The organism is Orrella marina (assembly GCF_003058465.1).
Classification (GTDB): Bacteria; Pseudomonadota; Gammaproteobacteria; order Burkholderiales; family Burkholderiaceae_B; genus Algicoccus; species Algicoccus marinus.
In genome coordinates this window covers 1583268-1606076 of record NZ_CP028901.1, presented here as the reverse complement: position 1 = coordinate 1606076, position 22809 = coordinate 1583268, and the positions used below count along the sequence as shown (strand labels likewise).

The 22809-nt window shown below is 54.7% G+C and carries 16 protein-coding genes; 15 read left to right on the top strand and 1 reads right to left on the bottom strand.

The features are described from left to right. Nucleotides 1–42 precede the first annotated feature (42 nt). Nucleotides 43–369, bottom strand: coding sequence for a thioredoxin TrxA (trxA, locus tag DBV39_RS07165; protein ID WP_108620955.1), 327 nt, complete (start codon nt 367–369; stop codon nt 43–45). Between the two features lie 1086 nt (nt 370–1455). Here trxA and parE point away from each other — a divergent pair. From parE to alaS, 15 genes are all read left to right on the top strand, one after another. Next, nucleotides 1456–3420: a DNA topoisomerase IV subunit B gene (parE, locus tag DBV39_RS07160; RefSeq protein ID WP_108620954.1), complete on the top strand. Its 1965-nt coding sequence runs from the start codon at nt 1456–1458 to the stop codon at nt 3418–3420. Between the two features lie 67 nt (nt 3421–3487). After that, complete coding sequence (gene parC / locus DBV39_RS07155; RefSeq protein ID WP_108620953.1) at nt 3488–5809, top strand: DNA topoisomerase IV subunit A; 2322 nt, start codon at nt 3488–3490, stop codon at nt 5807–5809. 12 nt (nt 5810–5821) lie between these two features. Then, nucleotides 5822–6862: a CDP-6-deoxy-delta-3,4-glucoseen reductase gene (locus DBV39_RS07150; protein ID WP_108620952.1), complete on the top strand. Its 1041-nt coding sequence runs from the start codon at nt 5822–5824 to the stop codon at nt 6860–6862. Between the two features lie 48 nt (nt 6863–6910). Then, nucleotides 6911–8167 (top strand): D-amino acid dehydrogenase, encoded by a 1257-nt coding sequence (locus tag DBV39_RS07145; protein WP_108620951.1) that lies wholly within the window; start codon nt 6911–6913, stop codon nt 8165–8167. A 72-nt stretch (nt 8168–8239) separates the two neighbouring features. Beyond that, on the top strand, nt 8240–9526 hold the full coding sequence (locus DBV39_RS07140; protein WP_108620950.1) for an extracellular solute-binding protein: 1287 nt from the start codon (nt 8240–8242) through the stop codon (nt 9524–9526). A gap of 576 nt (nt 9527–10102) precedes the next feature. Further along, nucleotides 10103–10378 carry a hypothetical protein gene (locus DBV39_RS19450; protein WP_159078854.1) on the top strand — a complete coding sequence of 92 codons (276 nt, stop codon included), beginning with the start codon at nt 10103–10105 and terminating at the stop codon, nt 10376–10378. Nucleotides 10379–10611: 233 nt separating this feature from the next. Beyond that, entirely contained in the window at nt 10612–11367 is a 756-nt protein-coding gene (locus DBV39_RS07135) for a TcpQ domain-containing protein (protein WP_159078853.1), read from the top strand. 2 nt (nt 11368–11369) lie between these two features. Beyond that, the gene (locus DBV39_RS07130) at nt 11370–12944 is read left to right on the top strand and encodes a type II secretion system protein GspD (protein ID WP_108620948.1); all 1575 of its coding nucleotides are present in this window, start codon (nt 11370–11372) and stop codon (nt 12942–12944) included. Nucleotide 12945: 1 nt separating this feature from the next. After that, nucleotides 12946–14355 (top strand): type 4b pilus protein PilO2, encoded by a 1410-nt coding sequence (locus DBV39_RS07125; protein WP_159078852.1) that lies wholly within the window; start codon nt 12946–12948, stop codon nt 14353–14355. 82 nt (nt 14356–14437) lie between these two features. Further along, nucleotides 14438–14734 (top strand): hypothetical protein, encoded by a 297-nt coding sequence (locus DBV39_RS07120; protein ID WP_159078851.1) that lies wholly within the window; start codon nt 14438–14440, stop codon nt 14732–14734. Between the two features lie 113 nt (nt 14735–14847). Next, on the top strand, nt 14848–16623 hold the full coding sequence (locus DBV39_RS07115; protein WP_108620945.1) for an ATPase, T2SS/T4P/T4SS family: 1776 nt from the start codon (nt 14848–14850) through the stop codon (nt 16621–16623). A 7-nt stretch (nt 16624–16630) separates the two neighbouring features. After that, the gene (locus tag DBV39_RS07110; protein ID WP_159078850.1) at nt 16631–17797 is read left to right on the top strand and encodes a hypothetical protein; all 1167 of its coding nucleotides are present in this window, start codon (nt 16631–16633) and stop codon (nt 17795–17797) included. A 119-nt stretch (nt 17798–17916) separates the two neighbouring features. Beyond that, nucleotides 17917–18801 (top strand): type 4 pilus major pilin, encoded by an 885-nt coding sequence (locus DBV39_RS07105; RefSeq protein ID WP_322348752.1) that lies wholly within the window; start codon nt 17917–17919, stop codon nt 18799–18801. A gap of 196 nt (nt 18802–18997) precedes the next feature. Continuing rightward, nucleotides 18998–20059 carry a hypothetical protein gene (locus DBV39_RS07100; protein WP_159078849.1) on the top strand — a complete coding sequence of 354 codons (1062 nt, stop codon included), beginning with the start codon at nt 18998–19000 and terminating at the stop codon, nt 20057–20059. 121 nt (nt 20060–20180) lie between these two features. Further along, on the top strand, nt 20181–22808 hold the full coding sequence (alaS, locus tag DBV39_RS07095) for an alanine--tRNA ligase (protein WP_108620942.1): 2628 nt from the start codon (nt 20181–20183) through the stop codon (nt 22806–22808). The last annotated feature ends 1 nt before the right edge of the window (nt 22809 follow it).

Below are 22809 nucleotides of genomic sequence, written 5' to 3'. Positions count from 1 at the left end.
CCGACGGGATCCTGCGCAAAGCGACTGGATTGAAGTCAGGAATCAGATGGATTTGTCGAGAAACTCGGTCAGTTGCGACTTGGACAGAGCGCCAACTTTGGTTGCCTTGGCCTCTCCGTTCTGGAACAGCATCAGTGTGGGAATGCCGCGAATGCCAAACTTGGCAGCAGTCTGAGGATTTTCGTCGACGTTCAGTTTTGCAATCGTGACGCGGTCACCATACTCTTTCGCAACGTCTTCAAGCATGGGGGCAATCATCTTGCACGGGCCGCACCACGCGGCCCAGTAATCCACGAGAACCGGTTTGTCAGAACCGAGGACATCGGTTGCAAAAGTGTCATCACTGACGTTCTTGATGTTTTCGCTCATCGAAACACTCACTATCAAAAAATGGAATCTTGTTTAGGGCAACACATGTTCAGGACAGGTGCCCAGGCCTCAAGCCTTCAGGCAAAACGCTGACTGTGGCAAGACAGTACGCGGTACATGCTGTGACGGGGTATCAGCACCTGCACGTAAAGCGTCGAACTTGGTGTTGTCTTCAAACCAATACAGCAAGACTACCAGAAAGCAGAATTGAATGAAGATCAATATGACTACCCTGGTAGTCGGTTCACTATCCGGCGACAGACAACGCTGCTTGGTCGCTTTAGCCGTAGATGGCGAGATGTTGCACCTGATCGGTGCCTTAACATCTGTTTTAACCAGACTGATAAAAGCATAACACCGATTCTCTCAGTACACGAAACACTCCACCGGGAAGAGTTGAAACGAGTCGGCTACCAGTTTTGTATAAATGGCCTTTCACATGTTTACGGGTCAGGTCTTGTGTCGGCAGACTGAACTCGCTGCGTCAAGTGAGGTGGCCGGGCCCGGATCACAGAAGGTGGTTGCATACATGGTGCTAATAAATCATGTTTTTCTAATTGATTTTTTGATTTGTACCTGATTCGATGATGATGTTGCCAGACTCGAAGCAAGGCCACTTGTTTTGCGTCACTTAAGCTCCTGCCCCCTGGCGGTGGCGTCGGATTTGATTCACGATTGCTTACAAATTTCCAGGTGCGATTTTGCAACATATCGGCGGGAATGATGCGGCAGACGTCTCGCTACTCGGTGCAAGTTCTTCCGGTAGTTCGTAGCGAGTCACCTGTTTGTTCCTATATACTGTTTAAATAATCAGATTAAATTTGAATATAAGGAACTCCGTAGCTGGCAGCTTCCGGAGCAAGGCGTGTCGTCCCGACAGCCGGCTTTGGTGCGATCCGGAGGGGAGGGCTAGATGCAAATGCGTGATGCGTCCAGGTGAGCAAATTTTAAGCAGACGCTCAGGGGCGGTAAACTTGGCGTCGAACGGGGTTTGCAAAAGTAGAATACGTTGCATCAATACGTTCAGGGCTTTATGCGCGATAGCCAATGTGATTGAGTCCAGAACATGACAGAAATGGGGATAGCTTGACTTCACCTTCCTACAACGAATCATCCATACGGGTTCTGAAGGGTCTCGAGCCCGTACGGCAGCGTCCGGGCATGTACACCCGAACAGAGAATCCGCTGCACATTATTCAGGAAGTCATTGACAACGCTGCGGACGAGGCACTTGCTGGCTATTGCAAGCAAATTGATGTCACGTTGTATACAGATGGAAGTGTGGCGGTTCAGGATGATGGTCGCGGAATTCCTGTGGGGCTGCATGCGGAAGAGAACGCACCTGTTGCTGAACTCGTTTTTACGCGTCTGCACGCAGGTGGAAAGTTCGAGAAGCACGCCAGTGGAGGCGCGTACGCGTTTTCGGGGGGGTTGCACGGTGTGGGTGTTTCAGTCACCAATGCATTGTCCCGACGCCTTGAACTCACCGTCTGGCGCGATGGTGGTCAGCACGAGATGGTGTTTGAACAGGGTAATGTTGTACAGGAATTGAGCAAGACTGGCGAGGTCGGGCGCAGGAACACGGGTACCCGTGTTCGGGTCTGGCCGGAGCACAAGTATTTTGATTCGGCAACGCTACCGACACACGATCTCGTTCGTCTTTTGCGCAGCAAGGCGGTGCTTTTGCCAGGTATCACGGTTACGCTCAGAAGTGAAAAGTCGGGCGAGCAGCAAACCTGGCAGTACAAGGATGGATTGGCAGGCTACCTGATCGATGAGATTGGTACCGACGGGTTGCTGGTCCCGCTTTTTGCGGGGGAGCAGTTTGCAGCTCAAGACGACGACACTTTCTCGCCTGGAGAGGGCGCGCAATGGGTTGTTGTGTGGAATGAAGAAGGACCGATGTTTCGAGAGTCTTACGTCAACCTGATCCCCACGCCGGCAGGCGGTACGCATGAGGCGGGCTTGAGGGAGGGGCTGTTCAATGCGGTCAAGGCGTTTGCTGAAATGCATAGTCTGCTGCCCAAAGGTACTCGATTGTTGTCCGAGGATGTGTTTTCCCGAGTGAGTTTCGTCCTGTCTGCGAAAGTACTTGATCCACAGTTTCAAGGTCAGATCAAGGAACGTCTCAACAGTCGGGATGCCGTCAGGCTTGTGAGTGGGTTTGTCCGGTCAGCGTTGGAGCTCTGGCTTAATCAGCACGTCGAGTATGGTCGCAAGCTGGCCGAGCTGGCCATCCGGCAGGCTCAAGCGCGCACCCGGGCGGCACAGAAGGTCGAGAAGCGCAAGAGCTCTGGTGTGGCTGTTTTGCCGGGTAAGCTCACTGACTGCGAGTCAAGTGATATTTCCCGCACGGAAGTTTTTCTGGTCGAAGGAGATTCGGCGGGCGGTTCGGCCAAGATGGGACGGGACAAGACGTTTCAGGCAGTTCTGCCTTTGCGTGGGAAGGTATTGAACGCCTGGGAAGTCGACCGGGACCGGCTTTTCGCGAACAACGAGATTCACGATATTTCGGTTGCGATTGGTGTCGATCCGCATGGTCCAGGCGATGACCCTGATTTGACCAGCTTGCGTTACGGTCGTATCTGCATCCTGTCGGACGCCGATGTGGACGGGTCACACATCCAAGTGCTTTTGTTGACGCTTTTTTTCAAGCACTTTCCGAAACTGGTAGAAAAAGGGCATGTCTATGTTGCTCGCCCGCCGTTGTTCAGGGTTGATGTGCCAGCGCAAGGAAAGAGGCCAATGCGCAAGTTTTACTGCCTGGACGAGGGTGAGCTTGAGGCGCTCCAGGACAAAATGCGTCAGGAGGGTGTTCGTGACGGCAGTTGGTCAATCGGTCGCTTCAAGGGTCTGGGCGAAATGAGTCCGGAGCAGTTATGGGAGACCACTATGAATCCTGATACCCGTCGACTACTCAAGGTCTCGTATGGGGATCTTGGATTTGACCAGACGCGCTCCATGTTTACCATGCTGATGGGTAAAGGTGAGTCCTCGCAGAGAAGATTGTGGATTGAAGAGAAGGGCAACCTGGCCCAGCTTGACCTGTAAACGCGCTCCATTCGAACCTGCTTTCGATTCTGCCGTATTTTAGTAATTTCTAGGACAGTAACTGTTCATGAGTGATGATCAACAAGCGTCTTTGTTCGATTTCGAATCTGACGACACATTAACCCTCGGGCTTTATGCAGAACAGGCCTATCTGGACTATGCCGTATCGGTGGTGAGGGGCAGGGCACTGCCTGATCTGGGTGATGGTCAGAAGCCTGTGCAGCGGAGGATTCTGTATGCCATGCAGGCGATGGGGCTCAGTGGTGGCGCACGACCTGTCAAGTCGGCTCGCGTCGTGGGCGATGTGCTCGGAAAATATCACCCTCACGGCGATCAGGCGGCATACGATGCGTTGGTACGCATGGCACAGTCCTTTACATTGCGCTATCCGCTGATCGACGGTCAGGGCAATTTCGGTTCGAGAGATGGCGACAATGCGGCGGCCATGCGGTATACCGAAGCCCGACTTACCCCGTTTTCGCGCCTGTTGCTTGATGAACTCAACGAAGGAACTGTCGACTTTGTTCCGAACTACGATGGCAGCCAGATGGAGCCCGCAGCATTGCCAGCCCGTCTGCCCGTCATGTTGCTCAATGGTGCCTCCGGGATTGCAGTTGGAATGGCAACCGAGATCGTTTCGCACAATCTGAGGGAAGTTGGCCAGGCCTGCGTTGCGCTGGTCAAAGATCCGGGTCTGGACGATGAGGCGCTCATGCGCTTGATTCCCGGGCCGGACTTTCCAGGGGGAGGCCATGTCATCAACGCGCCCGAGGACATCTCTCAGGTCTATGCTTCAGGGCGTGGATCGCTCAAGGTGAGAGCGCGCTGGCAGTTTGAGGAAATGGCGCGCGGACAGTGGCAACTTGTTGTCACCGAACTTGCCCCGGGGACTTCCGGACAGCGAGTGCTCGAAGAAATTGAAGACATCACCAACCCCAAGGTCAAGGCTGGCAAAAAGACACTGACTCCCAAGCAACAGCAAGCCAAGGCAATGATGCTGGGCCTGCTTGACACTGTGAGGGATGAGTCAGGCAAGGATGCGGCAGTGCGTCTGGTCTTCGAGCCCAAGACTTCAAGAATCGATCGCGACGAGCTGGTCAACACGCTGCTGGCCCAGACAAGCCTTGAAACCAATGTTTCGGTCAATCTGGTGTGCGTGGGAACCAACGGACTGCCGCGACAAAAATCTCTGCGTGACATCCTGACTGAGTGGGTCGAGTTTCGCTTGCAGACCATGTTGCGACGCAGCCAGCATCGCCTGGATGCAGTCAATGACCGGATCCATGTGCTTGAAGGTCGCATGATCGTATACCTGAATGTAGATGAGGTGATTCAGACGATCAGAGAGTCAGACGAGCCACGACAGGCACTGATGTCACGCTTTCACCTGACTGAGCGCCAGGCGGAAGATATCCTTGAGATGCGGCTGCGACAACTCGCCAGACTCGAGGGTATTCGCATCGAACAGGAGCTTGAGAGCAAGCGCAAGGAAGGTGTGCAGCTAGCTGAACTTATCGATAAGCCATCGGCTCTTAGACGTTTGATGATCAAGGAGGTCGAGGCGGACGTCAAACAGTTTGGTGATGATCGTCGTACCTTGATTGAGCCAGCACAACGTGCAGTGCTCGAGGTCAAGGTGGTTGACGAGCCTGTGACAGTGGTTGTGTCGACCAAAGGCTGGCTGCGAAGTCGCCAAGGGTGGGGGCACGACGCGAGTCAGTTCAATTTCAAGAACGGAGACGGATGCTACGGCGCATTTGAGGTACGCACGACTGATCAGCTTGTTGCAATCGGCTCAAACGGTCGCGTCTATTCAGTGCCAGTCGCTTCGTTGCCGTCAGCGCGCGGGGATGGCAGCCCGGTGACAGCAATGATCGATCTCGAGCCTGGGACACAGATCATTCACTTTCTGGCCGGAAACGAGGACTCAGTCTGGCTGTTCGCGCACTCTGCCGGATTCGGTTTCCGAGCACCCCTACGTGCAATGAGTACTCGACAGAAAGGTGGCAAGCAGTTCATTACACTGGAGCCTGGAGAGTCACTGCTTAAGCCTTTGCAGCTGGTTTCTCAGGCCAGCCACCTTGCGCTGCTTTCGTCCAACGGCAAACTGGCCGTCATCGATCTTGCCGAAGTCAAGAAGCTGTCAGGCGGTGGCCGTGGAACAGTATTGATGGCGCTTGATGCAGCCAGCATGCTTGCGCAGATTGCCGCGGTCGATGCGCAAGGCTTGCGCGTCGAAGGGGTTTATCGTAACCAGACGAGAATCGATGTCCTCGTCGGTGATACGCTAGAGCCCTATTTGAGCAAGCGTGCACGCAAGGGCCGGGTGTTCCAGACCAGACTGAAGTCTCCCGTGCTTTTGAATCCGCAATCCCCATCGAGTATTTGAGTTATTACAGATATGGCAACCTTTCAGATCAAGATTGAACCCAGTGAACATCAGTTCAGCGCAACCGATGACCAGAGTGTTCTGGACGCAGCGCTAGCCGCTGGCATAGTTCTACCCTACAGCTGTCGTAGCGGGGCATGTTCGAGCTGCAAAGGCAAGGTCCTTTCTGGTGAGTACGATGCAGGGAATGCGCCAGAGCAGGTTCTGTCGGCTGACGAACTAGACGCTGGCTTCACGCTATTGTGCCAGGCCATGCCGCGCTCGGATATGGTGATCGAGTCCCGGGAGGTCCGGATGGCTTCGGATATTCAGATTCGAAAGTTGCCTGTGCGGGTTGTCGGAATCGAGATGCCATCGCACGACGTGGCAGTGCTCACTTTACAACTGCCGGCAGCAGAGACCTTTAGATACTACGCTGGCCAGTATGTTGACTTGCTGCTCAAGGACGGCAAGCGGCGCAGTTTCTCAATGGCCACGCCGCCTGAGGGCGCCAATCAGCTTGAGTTGCATGTACGCCACATGCCGGGAGGCTATTTTACGGATCATGTGTTTGGTGCTGGAGCTACCAAGATGAAAGAGAGGGAGATCCTGCGCTTTGAAGGGCCTCTCGGGTCGTTTTTTCTGCGTCAGGATAATGACAAACCTATCATCTTCCTGGCTAGCGGGACTGGATTTGCGCCTATCAAGGCAATCATCGAACAGATGATCGCGCAGTCCAATCCCAGGCCTGCGATCCTGTATTGGGGAGGTCGACGTCCCCGTGACCTTTACATGAGCGATCTGGCGAGCAGTTGGCAGGAGAAGCTGCCTGGTTTCCGTTACATTCCAGTCATCTCTGATGCCCTGCCGGAGGACGGCTGGACGGGGCGGACAGGTTTTGTACATCAGGCTGTTCTGGACGATTTTCCTGATCTGGGCAGTCACGAGGTGTATGCTTGCGGCAATCCGGCCATGGTCGAGGCGGCTCGCCACAGTTTTGATGCTGCAGGACTGCCGGAAGAGGCATTTTTTATGGATGCTTTTACGCCAGCAGCTGATGCAGCACAAGGCTGAAGCTAAACTAAGTTGATCTGATAACCATAGAACGCCGGGAGGCTTTTCATGAAGGTTGTCGTACTTGGCAGTGGGATTGTGGGCACCAGCTCCGCTTGGTGGCTTCGTGAAGCCGGCCATGATGTGGTGGTCATTGATCGCGAGACGGGAGTCGCCCAGGAAACCTCTTTTGCCAATGGTGGGCAGATATCTGTTTCGTATGCGGAGCCCTGGGCGAATCCGCAGGCGCCTCTCAAGTTGCTCAAGTGGCTCACCAAAGATGACGCACCTCTGCTATTCAGACCACAGTTCGACTGGCGGCAATGGATCTGGGGTCTGGCGTTTTTGCGGGAGTGTTTGCCGTCACGACTGGTTCCGAATATCGAGGCGATGGTCAGACTTGCGCAGTACAGTCATGAGACACTCAAATTGATGCGCGAATCTCTGCAGATCGATTACAAGCACCTCGAGCTCGGAATTCTGAATTTTTATCGGGATCCCAAGGAGTTTGAGGGGTCTCAGAAGGCCGCCGACGTGATGCGGGATTTTGGTGTTGACCGCAGGGTGATCACAGCTGACGAAGTTGTTCAGATTGAGCCTGCACTGGCTGCGCATCGCGCATCAATTGTGGGTGGCGATTTCACTGCCACAGACGAGAGCGGTGATGCCAGGGTCTTCACACAGGAACTCGCCGAGAGGGCTGAGTCTAAAGGTGTGAAATTTATGTTCTCGACACGAATCACGCGGGTGATCTGCGAGAACGGACGTGCGGCAGCTGTCGAGATTATTCGTGATGATGGTAGTTATGGGCGGGTCGATGCTGATGCATTCGTGGTTAGTCTGGGGAGTTTCACTCCTCAACTGATGCGCCCACTCGGTGTTCACTGCCTGATCTATCCGACCAAAGGTTATTCAGCCACGTTTCCGATTCTTGATCCTGATGCAGCACCCAAGGTCAGCCTCACGGACAGCTTGAACAAGGTGGTTTTCTCCCGTCTTGGCAACGAGCTGCGCATGGCTGGCACTGCGGAGCTTTCAGGATATTCGAGAACGCTCAATCCAGCTCGTTGCACAAGGATGTCAGAACTGGCCCGGGAACTATTTCCCGAAATTCTTGACTTTGACAATGTCAGATACTGGTCCGGGCTTCGTCCGTCCACTCCCTCTAACGTACCGCTGATCGGTAGGACACGAATTCCCAATCTGTATCTCAACACTGGACACGGGACGCTGGGCTGGACGATGGGCGTGGGGTCGGGCAGAGCTCTGGCAGACATCGTCAACGGGCAGAAGCCCGAACCGGAATTTCCGTTTGTAGGAATCTGAGTTTCGCCTGCAGCGCCATCTTGGCTATAGTCTGCAGGTTTTTTGTAAAAGGAAGGGTCTGTGAAATATTTGATGCGCAATTTGATTGCTACATCCGCAGTCATGATCGGTGGTGCAGTCATTCCCGTACATGCGGTCGAGATCGAGGTCTGGCACTCCCTGACCGGACCGAATCGTACGGCCTTTGAGGCACTGGTTTCTGATTTCAACAAGCAGGCCAAAGGTGCTTCGGTTGATCTGACTCGTTTCTCCAGCCAGCAGGACTTGGTTGAGGCGGCCCAGAAAGCCATCAAGGGAGATCGCAAGAAGCCTGATCTTGTGCAATTGCACGATACACATGCACCGGAAGTGATTGCTCAGCACAAGGAGGTGTTGCCTCTTTACCGGCTTCTGTCCAAGTATCCGATCAAGGATGCCTCCTGGTTCCTCGAGAAAACGACTTCTTTTGTGAGAGACTCGAAAGGACGGCTGCTGGCGTTCCCTTTTATGGCTGAAGTTCCGGTCATGTTCTACAACACGGACGCTTACCGAAGTGCCGGGCTGGACATTAACAAACCGGCAGACACCTGGGCCGATCTGCAGCATCATTTGCTTGAGCTGCGCAATGTCGGCAATTATCAGTGTCCATACGCCTCGGCCCAGCAAGTCAATGTCCATCTTGAAAACCTGGCTCCTGTTAACGGGGAGCTTTATCTCAAGCCGGATAACGGGTTGACCAATGCAAAGAATCTGAGCTTTAACTTTGGCACCTTGTACATGCGGCATCTTTCGCTAATGGTGTCCTGGAAGAAAACAGATCTGCTGATCATGAGTACCGATGATAGCGAGCCGGACCGTGCATTTGCTGAAGGGCGATGTGCCGTCCTGACCACGACCTCATCTGCGTTGGGAACACTGCGCCCGTCGGGCGTGCGCTTTGGTGTGGCGCCTGTACCCTATTATCCTCAAGAGACCAAGACCCCAGGTGCCCCATTCGTGGGTGGTGGCGCTCTGTGGCTGTTGAGTGGTCAGTCGGCAGACCGAAACAAGGCTTCTGCGGAGTTTCTTGCTTTTTTAGCGACACCTGTAATTGCAGCCAGATGGCATCAGCAGACAGGTTTTCTGCCGTTGACTGATGCTGCTTTCCGAGCATCAGATGTGGCTTTTTACGATCGTGCGCCCGGCGCACGTGAGTTCATCGAGAAGATGCATAAGACTCATAACAAGGATAGCCGCGGATTTCGTGCGCCCCACTATCCCCGCGCGCGTGCAATCTTGAATACGGGCTTTAACCGTGCGATTAACGATGAGGCCCCACCTATGTCAGCCTTGCAGGAAGCGAAAGCTCCAGCTGAGCGGATGATCAACACTGGTAAGTAAGATCTGCTCAGCCTTGCGTCAAGGCTGAGCGACTCTCGATCGAAGTAAAAGGATTGCTCAAGCGCTGAGTGTACGCCCACCAGGGGGTGGGCGTGATCGGACTCCCTGTTAACTCCATGTCCCGGCAGCCCATTATCGGAAATGTCTCCTATAAAGCACCTGCCAACTTGAGCAAGCTTCGTTTTCCCAGGAACCTGTCGGACTCAGGATTTCTCGGCACGCCACGAATGCGATTCGCTAAGCTTTTGCGAAAACCCGCCTCACGAAATCGCTGTATTTCGTCAAAAACAACTAAGTAAAAGTTTATTTTTGACCGGTCTCAATCGATTTTTGAGAAGTCCGATAGACTCCAGGAGGGGAATGTGTTCGCTATTTATCAAAGCAGCATCAAGGCTTGTCAGTAGGGCCGCGTGGTTTCTCGTTTCGAAACCTTGATATTTCGAGGCTCCATGACCTTTGGCACGTCTGACAGGCGACTGTTGGGTGTCATAAGTGATTCAGATAAACCTGATGCTCAGATTGCTTCGGCTTGTCAGATGCCTTGGAAGGCGATGAGTTTTCTCATCGGTCGTGACGATGCGAGAATCAAAGAATATTTCATCTGTCCTACGCTACGTAGTCAGCCGAACCTATACGCGGAAGCCAGTCCGGTTTCGCTACTTTCATCGAGTGTTCAGCAAACTCTCTGTTTGCTTACGATGGCTCTCTCCTGCCTTGTTGCTCGATGAGCTGCGTGGAGATCTGTACCGTAGCGTGGGTATTCCGGTCGATCGTGACCACCTTAGGGTCATCGGTTGGGTCATGAGTGCAGCGTTGGGTCTTGATGTCCGACTCGCCTGGAAACAGGACTAAACCGGAACTCATCCTGCTCGCGAACTTCCTTCTGTTACAAAACAGGGTGGTGTTGCTCATAGTATTTTTCGTACTGTGGCATTTTCTATTGTTGCTCAACACAATTGTTGATCTGCCCGGCAAGGTGCATGATTCGGCCCTTGATCAACAAAGGGGGTCGTCTTTGATCCTCTCCCGACAAGTGTGTCGCGGTATCCGGGAGTATTGTGATGAGCAGGAGATGTCTTTGCGCGATGACAGCGGCCTTGGCAGGTGTGCTCGTGCTATCCGGTTGCAGTTCGGATAAGGATGGCTCTGCACGTACCCTGCGTCCACCAGCAGACCAGTTTCAACTGATTGGCGAGCCCGATTTCGACTGGTATCTCAGCGGTGATCGCCGGGTTGCCCCATTACAGATTTTCTCGGATCAGTGGCGTGTATGGCTACAGTGGCACCCAGGCCAGCCAGTTCCCTCCGTATTTGTGCTTGATGCCGGTCAGTGGCAAGTCGCTGAACCGCGCAGGCACGGCAAGTTCTCGGTGATTGACGGGCAGTGGCGCCAGCTTCGCTTTCAAGGAGGAATGCTCAGGGCTGATGCCAGACATGGTCGCGAGCATTTCAACGCCAGTCGCCAACCTCAGGTCAGGGAGCGACCTGCTTCAGCGATCGCCAGCTCTGCCACAGATACACAAGGCGCAAGACAGAAATTTGAGGCGGATTTGTTTGAACTGCAGATGCAGGATCAGACTATTCGGCAGGCGCTGATGCGATGGGCGGCAGACCATCGATGGCATTTCGAGAATGGTCACTGGGCTGTCCCGGTTGATTTGCCGATTACAGCTAGCGCCCGTTTTGAAGGGAGTTTCATCTCTGCGGTACGTGCGTTGCTTGCTGCTACCGACATAGCAGGTCGGCCCTTGCAACCGTGCTTCTATGCCAATAGAGTGCTACGCGTGATCTCGGCAAACGAATCCTGCGACCCTACCGCCAAACAGATCGGAGGGCAGTGATCATGCGTCCTCTCTCGATGCTCAGCCTGACTTTTGCATGCGTCTTAAGCGCATGCGGACTTGACCAGGATCTCGCTCAGAGTCAAAACACCATCGAAGTCGCCAAGTCCCAGATGGCGATGGCGCGTGAAACTTTCAACGAACCACGTGCGAGCGAGGGGGCTCAGATTGTCTCCAAGCCATGGGTGTCCGGAAAGCCAGTCGCACTGGCTAGTGAAGTGACTATGCCAGAGGCTTTGCGCACTCAGTTAAAGACAACTCTTGTTTTTCAGGACAAGCGAGGTTCGCTACAACAAGTTGCGAACAGGATCGCGCTTGCGACATCGATTCCAGTCAGAGTTCTGCCTGATGCACTGCTGCCTGCTCATCACTTCATGCCCAGATTGCAAGGCCTGGAGTCGGTTCAGCATTTGTCGCAGCCGATGCAAAGGCAGATGCCAAGTGGAACATTCCCACTGGCTACTATCCTGGATGTTGTGGCCGCCGAGCACGATGTTCACTGGCGCTATACCTCACGCGGCATTGAGTTCTATCGAACTCAGACCCGTGTGTTCGATGTGAGGGCTCTAACCCTTTCAGCGGCAAGCGAGATGAAGCTCGGACGTGGTGGGTCGTCTGCCAGCGAGGGCTTTCAAAGTGCCGCTCAGACGACGTTGACTCTGGATCGAGAACCCGTTCTGGATGCGATCAGGCATCGTCTGGAGCCGTTTCTGACCCGAGCAGGTAATGTCTCGGCCCAGGCGGGATCCTTGACATCTATTGTCGTGACCGATACGCCAGCGGCACTAGAGTCGATCGCGACTTATCTCGAAGCAATTAATCGATCGATGAGCCTGCGGGTCAGACTTGTATTTGAGGAGATGACCGTTACTCAGAAGGCGGGACAGGAGCAAGGCCTTGACTGGTCTCTGGCGTTTGCGCACGGTCTCATGGCTGTCGGCGGGGGCAATCACTCAACTGGTTCTGCGCCTGCAGTCATGCAAGCAAATGCGAGCGCCGGGATGATAAGCGCCAGCTTGACGGTAAAAGCATTGGCCGACTATGCCAACGTATTGCGTCACACGGTGGTTCCAGTCGTCACACTTAACCGACGACCAGTGACTCACGCAGTTCGATCCACTTTCACGTATGTGGATCAGGTTCAGGCTCTCTCAAGCACCACTCGCAAGGGTGAGGAAAGCGTGAATCAGCCCGGGGTAGCTGTCAGCCAGAAACGTGAGACAACCGGGGCGTTCCTGACGCTCGTGCCAGATGTCCAGGACGATGGGCAGATTCTGCTCTCTGTGGCCTATGACAACACAGTTGCGATGCCGCTCAAAGCACTACAGTTTGGCAGCGAACGTAATTCCTATCAAATTCAGCAGCTGACCGTCCACGGAAGCGGGACCGTCCAGCAGGTTGCGTTGCGTCCAGGTAGCCCCGTTCTGATTGCGGGTTTTGAAGAGCGAGAAGAGCAGAATGAGGGTAGTCGGCTCGCTCCCGATATGCCCCGAGCAACAGGTGGGCACGACCGACTGGCCAAACAGCAGCGAATGACGTTGATTTTTGTCACTGCCCAGATCGAGGAGGGACTCTGACGTGGATGCCATAGAGACCACGACCTCCGTCACGGATCCGGGTTGGACCTGGCACGAGTACGCACCTGGTTGCAGGGTCTTGCACTGCCCAGGCAAACGTCAGTATTGGGTGTTCGGGTTGAAATGGTTGCCCACGGTTGGAGCCAGAAGCCGGAAGTTGCTACTTAGACAATTGCGTCGGGAGCGTATTCGGTGGTGGGCAGGGCCGCAGACAGGCGCCGGTACTGTCGGCTTTCTGCCGCATGCTCCAAAAGGATCGATACGGGAGGCACACGGGCACAGTGCGGCGGTGCAGTATGCAAGTCAACGCCCAGTCGGGGCGCACATGCTGATTCTGCGACTTCAGGGGGGACGGCATTGGGTGGTTGCAGTCAGCGAGGGAAATGTTCTCAGCCAGACGGATTGTTGGGTTGACTCGCAAGAACAGGTGCAGGATATTGAGTCCTCAATCCGCCAGCGATTTATAAATTTGCAGATCGATCAGCACGATTTGCCAGAGTCCGATCTGAGTTCGGCATCAGCTTTGGATTTCCTTCGCAATCCCCGCGCCGACTCCAGAGCAACACTGCGCCGGCTTCGCACGTTCCCCGCAAAGTGGATCTTGCTTCTTGCTCTGGTTACTTTGTGCCTGATCGCATGGGTGAGATGGGCTCCGTCTGTTGATGGGCGTGGCTCGCACCGTGAGAGCGCACACCATCAGTTGCACATACCTCCGAACGAGAAAGCAGTGATTGAGCTAATCACTCCTGCCGATGTGAGCCGAGTTGCGCAGATCTGGAATGGCCTTCCCGTTGATCCACCTGGATGGCTTCTGGAGCGTGTCTTTTGTGACTGGGGACTCCGAACGGTGGATTGCCGTGCCATTTATTCGAGGCAGGCGCCAGGTGTGACGAATCTCCATTTGTCATCAGTTGTCGAGGCTGGTTGGCAAATTGTTCCATCCTCGATCGACAGAACCGAAGCAGTTCGAAGTCTGCCTTACCGGCCACGCCGCCTGAGGCATGATGAACTTTCATCTCAGCCGGTGGAAAAGGAGGCAGGATCCGGATGGCTTACAAGCTTGCAGGATCTTTCTGCATTCACTTATTCAATCGAGCTCAGCCAACCAGTTCCGGTGATCGATCTGATCTCGGCAAATGTAGCGGACGAGCTCGGCTCACATTCCCAAACTGACGGAACGGGGGCGTATGACGGGGATGGCCGGCCTGCCAGTTCTCTGCCTGCACAACGACTTCAACGCCGGATGATTCGGCTGAGCCTGCCTTTGCGTCATCTGTCCAGAGTAGAGAGTCTGCCCGTTCTTGTTCGATGGAAATCCATGCATCTGGAAGTGCTCAGCCCAAGCTTAGAACAGTCCAGAACAACTCGGCTACGTGCCTATCTTGAAGGAGATCTGATTGATGTGTCATAAGCAACCTGAATCGATTAGAAAATTGGCCGTCCGTTTGTTTTCAACTGTTTTGTTGTCTGGTTTGCCGGTTCTGGTCTCGTCAATGACTGTAGGTGACTTGCTGCACGAAGAGTCTGTGGCTATGTTGCGCGCTCAGAACCGGGCACCGTCCGGCGTGGTAACTCCTGTGTTTGAGCTGGTTGGGATCTGGGGTGTTGAGCCCAGCCTTCATGCACAGGTGCGCTACCGGGGTAAGACGGTGGAGTTTGTTCAGGGTCAGCGATCTGCCCAAAAGCCGTTCGAGCAGTCATTCCAGCTAGTTGCAATTCAGCCGCCTTGCCTGGCCTTCAGGTTCAAAGGGACTCGCCAGAAGATGTGCATCAACGGGGGCCGATCGTGACGGTTCAATATGTTTAGGCCGCTTTGATTGAGCATGTTGTCGTCAATGGTAAACGGGACTGAAACGCCGGTTTCCTCGTGCAGCAGTGTCCTGGAAATGAAGGAGTATATCCAATGAGGGCTTTTTCTCAATCTCGCCATACTGCTTTGAGTGATGTGGACCGGACCGTTCGATGGTGCGAGTACAGGGATCTTCCTGAATTGCAGTCTGGTCAGTTTGTTTCAGTAATGCACAGACTCGACGTCGACAGCAGTCAACTCGCAGACAGAATGTGCGCAGTACAGTTGCCAAGTCAGGAATGCGTCATTCTTGTCCTGCCCGAGTATTTGCATGACGACGGTGTCCTGGCCTTGCGCATTGCGATGGGACAGGTTGGGCTCAGACTCGCGGCAAGATCCGTGGTCACTGTGCCAGCGTCCGTGCTTAGTGCGATTGCTCGCAAAGGGCGCATCGAACAACGTGCGGGTGTCTCGCAGTCTCGTCTCAAAACCGGCTCTACCTCAGGGCATGTCCTGTTCAGTCTGCTCGACGATTTGCTTGGCTGGGCAGTCAGGCATGACGCCAGTGACGTCCATATTGGCGTATTCCGAGGTCAGGCGCATGCAGATGTTGCCTTCAGCGTACGTGGTGTCCTGGTGCGTCCAGTGCAATTTGCCAAGCTCTCAATAGAGATCATGCACGAAATGTTGTCAGTTGCATGGATGCGGGTCCAGGGGGGTAACGGCGCAGTGTTCGAACCTCAGTACGAACAGCAGGGGCGTCTTGAACGATTGGTTGGTGGTAGTCGGGTTAGTTTGAGGTGGGCGTCAATTGTGAGTCACAAAGGACCGAGCGTTACGCTTCGTCTGTTACAGCGGGAACGAAGTGTGGCGACGACTGATCTGAGTGGTCTTGGGTACTCAGAGCCTCAACTTCAGTGTCTTTACCGTGCGCGGCTTTCGACGGGAGGAGCGGTCCTGCTTGCTGGCTCAGTTGGTAGTGGAAAGTCCACCACGCTGGCAGCATTGATTCGTAGTCTGCCGCCGGAACGCAAGGTGATCACGCTGGAGGATCCAGTGGAGTTTGATCTGCCCAACGCGATTCAGTGCGGTATCACTGCGTTCGGTGACGGCGAATCAGATCGTGCTCGATTCGATATCAAACTTCAGGCTCTTAAGCGCAGTGCGGCTAATGATGTGCTGATAGGGGAGATCAGGGATCAAGGTAGTGCGCGGGCTCTCGCTGATCTCCTCTTGGCGGGAACCAATGTCTATTCGACTGTGCATGCGGGCTCTGCATTACAGATTGTTCCAAGACTGTGCTCGCCCACCCTGGGTGTCTCACCCGACCTCCTGGCTGTTCCAGGAGTTCTCAAGTTGTTGGTTTATCAGACATTGCTCAACGCACTTTGTGTCGAGTGCTGCCTGGATCATTCGCAATGGTTGAGTGAGGGTGAGCGGACCTGCCCGCTTGGGATGCCGATCACTCATGATCATGCTGCTGCATGGCTGGAAATGATTGAGGGGTGTCTTCAGATAGACCGCAGTCAGTTCCGGTTTCGACACCCTCAAGGATGTTCGCGATGCCAGCCACTACTTGCCGTTTCTGATTCGGGCATGTCTGGCAGGCACCCGGATGGTGAGGTTCGTGCCCAGGTTTCATGCGCTAGCGGGCATCATTCGACTGGATATCGAGGTAGCCTGATGGCTGCAGAGTTCATCGAGCCTGCTCGGATCGTGCACTTCTGGTCCTGGATCCAGAGCTTGTCCCGGATGACAGACGTTCGTGAGCAAGCTCGTCATCAATCTTGGATCGATGAGCAGCAAAAGGCTTCTGAAATGGCGAAAATCTATGTCAGTCAAGGTCTACTTGACCCCCGGGAGTATGTTTTGCGATTCGGAAGTGCCTGAGATGTTCATGAAAATTCTCGGTCGACAAAACAGTCTTAATGCGGCCCATCAGCGCACTGAAGCAACTGCACAACCTGGTCGGCTACCGCTTGGTGTCCGGTGGGCGGCATGGCGATTTTCTGGAGAGCGCAGCGACTATTACGATTATGTAGCGTCGAGCCTGTCTGCCGGATCCAGGCATCGTTCGTTACTTGATCTGTTTCAGGCTGACGCAATCAGGCACCCGCCACGCTCGGCTCGAGCTGTGCTCTCGAACTGGTGGGCGTCACGTTATCTGGCGTCTGGTGCAAATCTGGGTGAAACATTTGAATGCACCTTGCCTGTCGAGGACGTTGCGTGCCTTGAAATGTCTCGACTGGCGGGGCAGCAAGCATTGGTGCAAATTTTGCAGTCCATGTCGAACCGCGGCACTGCGCTTGAAGAATGCCGTCGCGCGTTTCTGCAGACGGTGCTGGCTGGCGTCATTGCGATGGCGACGGCGATGCTCGTTATGACGATTTTTCCGCTCTTTACTCTCAAAGAGTTACTGAACGCGTTCTCTTCGGTCGATCCTCAACAGGCAGGAACGGCCACCCGTTCATTGATCGCCTGGGTGCACTGGTTGCAATCGTTTGGTTTTTGTCTGCCGATTGTGCTCGCCGGTGCGACCGGGTGGGTGGTCTGGTCGCTGCGTGGATGGGTGGGGGACACCCGAGACCGGTTCGATGGGTTTGGAATCTGGAGGCTGGAGCGAGATCGACAGGCGCTTCAGTTCCTCAGCCTGACGGCGACTTTGATCCGTAATCTCGGGCCTCACGGTGTTTCCCTTCGGGCCATTGTTGAGATGCAGTTGGCATGCGCCCAACCTTGGATAGCCCGGCATCTGATGAAAATGCTGGCGATGATGGATCTTGGTGCAGACCCACTGGATGCAATGAATACCGGATTGCTCGATGTCGATAGCTGGGCAAGGCTCAATGATGTGGTGCTTGGATACGGGCTGACACAAGGTTTCGCGCAAGCGGGTGATCGGGTTCAGTCTTTGCTCGTGACTCGAGTAAATCGTCAAGGGGCCACTTTGCGCTGGTTAATGCTGCTGCTCTCTGCCTTGATTGTGCTCTTGATGGGGGCTTGGCATGCCAGCGTGATGGAAGAATTGAGGCAGGCAATGCTGCTCGGACTGGCGGAGTATTAGGCCGATCAGTTCGTCTTCTGGTCAGGGCGAACGGGTGATGGCTGTGAGTATGTGTTGGCGGCAATGTCCGTTGCAAGGTGGGTGTGAACAGTTTCGTTGGCAAGTCTTTGGGAGAAAGAATGGAAGAGCAGTTGCTTGAGTGTGAGGGTGAGGTGATTCGGGGTTGCGTCAGAACCCGAGGGCTGGCATCGAGGCAGGTGCGACATGAATCAGGAACCGGTTTGACCAGCGGTGGTAAGCGTGCGAGGAAAAGTCAGAGGCATTCACCAAACGATCAGGTGCAAGAGCATGCAGTAGGGGAAACAAGGTTCGGGTTGACGATTCCGCAAGTCAGAGTAGTCATGGCAAGGGCGATCCGGGGGCGATTGTCAGCCCGGTCGATCACGGAGGTGAATCGGCGAGCCACCGTACCCATTGTCAATCTGTTTCGACAGCGAGGCTTTTCGCTGGTTGAAGTTTCAATTGTCACCGCACTCATGATTCTGATTGCAATCATTGGTATTCCCGCGATTCAGGGGTATGTGATCGAGAACAAGGTGCCAAGAGTCGCAGAAGACTTGCAGCGGTTTATCGCGCGGATGAAAGTGTCTGGGATTGGTGCGGGTCCTGCTCCTTATCTGAGTGTAAGTCAGCGCACGCTGGTCAATGGCCTGCGTGACGCTGCTGCGATCCATGTTCAGTCTAAGGACCAGGCCGTGGTGCATGGGCTCGGCGGTGCGGGTCAGGCAGGCAAAGGTACGGTGTCGTTGCTCCCGGCGACGTTGCCAGGCGGTGTGGAGGGTAGCGCGTTCAAGCTGGTCCTCACGAATGTGAATCATGCAGCGTGCCCGGCACTTGCGGCTGTCATGCAGCGAATGGCGGTTCAGGTCAAGGTCGGCGGCCAAGGGCCTGGACAGGAGGTCAAGAATAGCGCGGCGATTCCGGCTCGAGAATATGACCCGATTCTGGCTGATGCACAGTGCATGGCTGGTGATGTGAATACTTTCGAGTTTGTCATTCAGTAGGGCCAGCGCAGTTTGTCCAAATCTGATCAGATCTGGCTCGCGAATTGCCCGGGCCAGATCTGGAATAGTGCTTGGCGAACTGTAGGAGTATCGGATCTGAGCCACCTGATCCTTCGGGGTTTCTTAGGGGTGTGGTATGTGCAGTGTTGGTCTGTTGGAAAAGAAGAAAGAGCTGGATGTCGCAGGAGTTAGGTGTGTGTTTGTGAGAGGAGCCGCAAGCCGGCAGCAAGGACAGGCTCTGCTTGAGTGTGTGCTGGTACTGGCGATCTTGTTGGCGGCGGCAATATGGGGGGCGTCACAGTGGCAGGGGCGTGTGGCTAACACCCGTATCCGTGCGATGGCTGCCTGGATTCTCACGATAGAGAGGGCCATCGGGCAGGACACTGATTTCATGGCGAATACGAACAGTGGCTTGTTTGACGATTTGGCTGGTCGCGGGGGTGACACCGGACTGGCGTCGCCTGTGGCGCTCGTGCGTGCGCTAAAGCGCTCTTCCCGGTTGCCGCCAGGTTTTAGCGAGGCGCCGCCGATGTCCTACGACCTCGCGTTGCTGCCAGTCACATCAGGCCAGTGCGCTGCGGGAGCGCCGTGTGTCCGTGAACTGCTTCTTGTGCTTAAACCAGTGGCTGGGCTGGGCCAGGCCGATGCGCAGATGCAGGCGCTGGATCTGTTGATGGCTCTCGAAGGCAAGGGGGCTGCTGTTTTGGAGGAGTCTGCGAATGTGCTCAGGGGTGCCACCATACAGTTCACGAATCCGCTTTCAGGGCATCCTGTATTACCAGTTGGTAGCGTAGGGCTGCTCTTGTGGCGCTCGGGATATCAGGCGCCCTATGTGCGCCTCGATGAGGACCGTCCAGTGCGTTTTCGGGGTGATGTGGCGTTTGACGGGCCGGTCTCGGTGACCCGTCCTTTGCTTGCCAATGGTGGGGTTGTACTGGGGAGACAGGTCCGTCAGGACGACGCATGTCATCCTTCAGGGCTACTTGCGACGCTGGTCGACGGTAGTCTGGTGATATGCAAGTCTGGACGCTGGGTTCAGGATGGGCTTAGGGCCAGGTCGTTCCAGTCTTGCAGACTATCGAGATCGCGCATGACATTGGGGAACGAATTGTTTGATTTCGTACACCCGTTTGCGGGGCCGACACGTCCGGGTGGCCATTGTGAGTGTGACGATGGCCAGGTGCCACGTTACCTAGGGCAAGATGTGACGATGTTTCAGGGGGTGCAGGTGCATGATGGTTTTGTATGTGAGTCGTGACGGGATGTGTGAGCCGACCTTATCAGTTTGCATCCAGACTTTGGCGTCGCAAGGTGTTGGCAAGCCACTATAATTGGCTTTTTATTGAGCACTTCCGTCTCAAGTTGCGAGAGTTTTTCTGATGAAAGCGTCCGAAATACGTGAGAAGTTCCTGGGTTTCTTCGAGTCCAAGGGGCACACGATTGTGCCGTCCTCCTCTCTGGTGCCAGGCAACGATCCCACATTACTGTTTACCAACTCTGGTATGGTCCAGTTCAAGGACGTCTTTACTGGCCAGGAGTTGCGTCCCTACAGTCGAGCAACGACTTCGCAGCGTTGTGTCCGTGCTGGAGGCAAGCACAATGACCTTGAGAACGTGGGCTATACCGCCCGGCATCACACTTTTTTCGAAATGCTGGGGAATTTCAGTTTTGGTGACTATTTCAAACGTGATGCAATTCACTACGCGTGGGAGTTGTTGACCAAAGTTTATGGGCTTGCGCAAGAACGTCTCTGGGTCACTGTCTATCAGGAAGATGATGAGGCCTACGACATCTGGCACAACGAGATCAAGGTACCGGCGGACCGTATTGTCAGAATTGGCGACAACAAGGGCTCGCGATACGCTTCGGATAACTTCTGGCAAATGGCCGATACAGGTCCATGCGGGCCGTGTTCAGAGGTTTTCTTCGATCATGGGCCTGATGTTTGGGGAGGTCCGCCAGGATCGCCTGAAGAGGACGGAGACCGGTATATCGAAGTGTGGAACCTCGTCTTCATGCAATTCGAGCGCGATTCGCAAGGTGTCATGCACCCACTTCCCAGACCGTGTGTTGATACCGGCATGGGCCTTGAGCGCATTGCGGCAGTCTTGCAACGAGTGCATTCGAATTACGAGATTGATTTGCTTCAGTCTTTGATCCGGGCAGCTTCGCGCGAAACAGGCTGTCAGGACTTGGCAAACAATTCTCTCAAGGTCATTGCAGACCATATTCGCGCGTGCTCGTTTCTGGTGGTTGACGGTATTATCCCGAGTAATGAGGGGCGTGGCTATGTCTTGAGGCGCATTATCAGGCGAGCACTCCGTCATGGGTTCAAGCTTGGTCAGACCGAGCCGTTTTTTTACAAGATTGTTCCAGATCTGCTTAAGGAAATGGGTCAGGCTTATCCGGAGCTTGAGCAAAATGGCCAGCGTGTTGCCAAAGTGCTGATGCAGGAGGAGGAGCGGTTTGGTGAGACGCTCGAGAATGGCATGCGTATTCTGGAAGCTGCGGTTTCCGATTTAAAGCCGGGGCAGCGTCTTGATGGACAGACGCTGTTCATGCTTTACGATACATACGGTTTTCCGGTGGACCTCACCGCCGATATTTGTCGTGAGCGCGAACTGGAAGTTGATCTTGAGGGGTTCGAGCAGGCAATGGCGCGCCAGCGGGAGCAGGCGCGTGCAGCAGGTCGGTTCAAGTCGGTCGAAGGGCTGCAGTATGACGGTTCCCAGACAGTCTTCGAGGGGTATGAGAGCCTCGAAGCGGACTCGGAAGTGGTCGCTCTCTACGTAGATGGCTCACAAGTGGATGTGGTTAAGCCTGGTCAGAGTGCGATTGTGGTGCTCGATCGCACGCCGTTTTATGCAGAATCAGGTGGGCAGGTTGGTGATGCAGGTGTGCTCACGCTCGGAGATACTGTCTTTGTTGTCTTTGATACCCAGAAAGTGCAGGCTAACGTTTTTGGGCATCACGGTGAAATTCGGCAGGGATCGCTGGCAGTGGGTGACCGGGTGCATGCTGTCGTTGATCAAACGCGACGTGGCCGCACAGTGCGCAATCATTCTGCAACTCATCTGATGCACAAGGCGCTCAAACAGGTTCTTGGCGAGCATGTTCAGCAGCGTGGTTCGCTCGTCGATCCTGAGAAGACCCGTTTCGATTTTGCTCATGATGCGCCGATGAGTGCGGATGAAATCGCTCGCGTCGAAGAAATTGTGAACAGAGAAATTCTGAGCAATGCACCGGCACGCGCGAGTGTTATGTCTTATGAGGACGCAATCAAGACGGGCGCGATGGCGCTGTTTGGAGAAAAGTACGGCGACTCTGTTCGAGTGCTGGATATCGGGTTTTCCAGAGAGCTCTGTGGTGGTACGCATGTCAGGCAAACCGGCGACATTGGTCTCTTCAAGATAGTGTCAGAGTCCGGCGTGGCTGCGGGTGTGCGTCGGGTCGAAGCCATCACGGGTGACAACGCATTGCATTGGCTACAGAAACTGGAGCGGACCTGCAATCAGATTGCGGCCCAGGTGAAGGCGACAGTGGCAGACGTGCCCCAGCGGATCACTCAGATCCAGGAGCAAATGAGAAGTCTCGAGAAAGAGCTCGAGCAGGTGCGGGCCAAGCTCAATGCTGGTACGGGTGCTGCACTTGCGGATCAGGCGGTTACGCTTGATGCAGGGTTTCGCCTCCTCTCTAAAGAGGTTAAAGGAGTCGAGCCCAAGGCCTTGCGAGAGATGGTTGACCAGTTGAAGGATAAACTCAAGTCTGCCGTGATCCTGCTTGCAGTCGCAGGTACGGATGGTAAGGTCAGCCTTGTGGCGGGTGTGACAGCAGATTTGACCAGTCGGATCAAGGCAGGTGAGCTCGTCGGGCATGTTGCGCGTGAGCTAGGTGGCAAAGGTGGTGGTCGTCCGGATATGGCGATGGGTGGTGGATCTAGTGCACAAGGGCTTGCGCAAGCGCTTTCGGGAGTCCGAAACTGGGTCGAATCGAGGGTTGAGGTCTGAC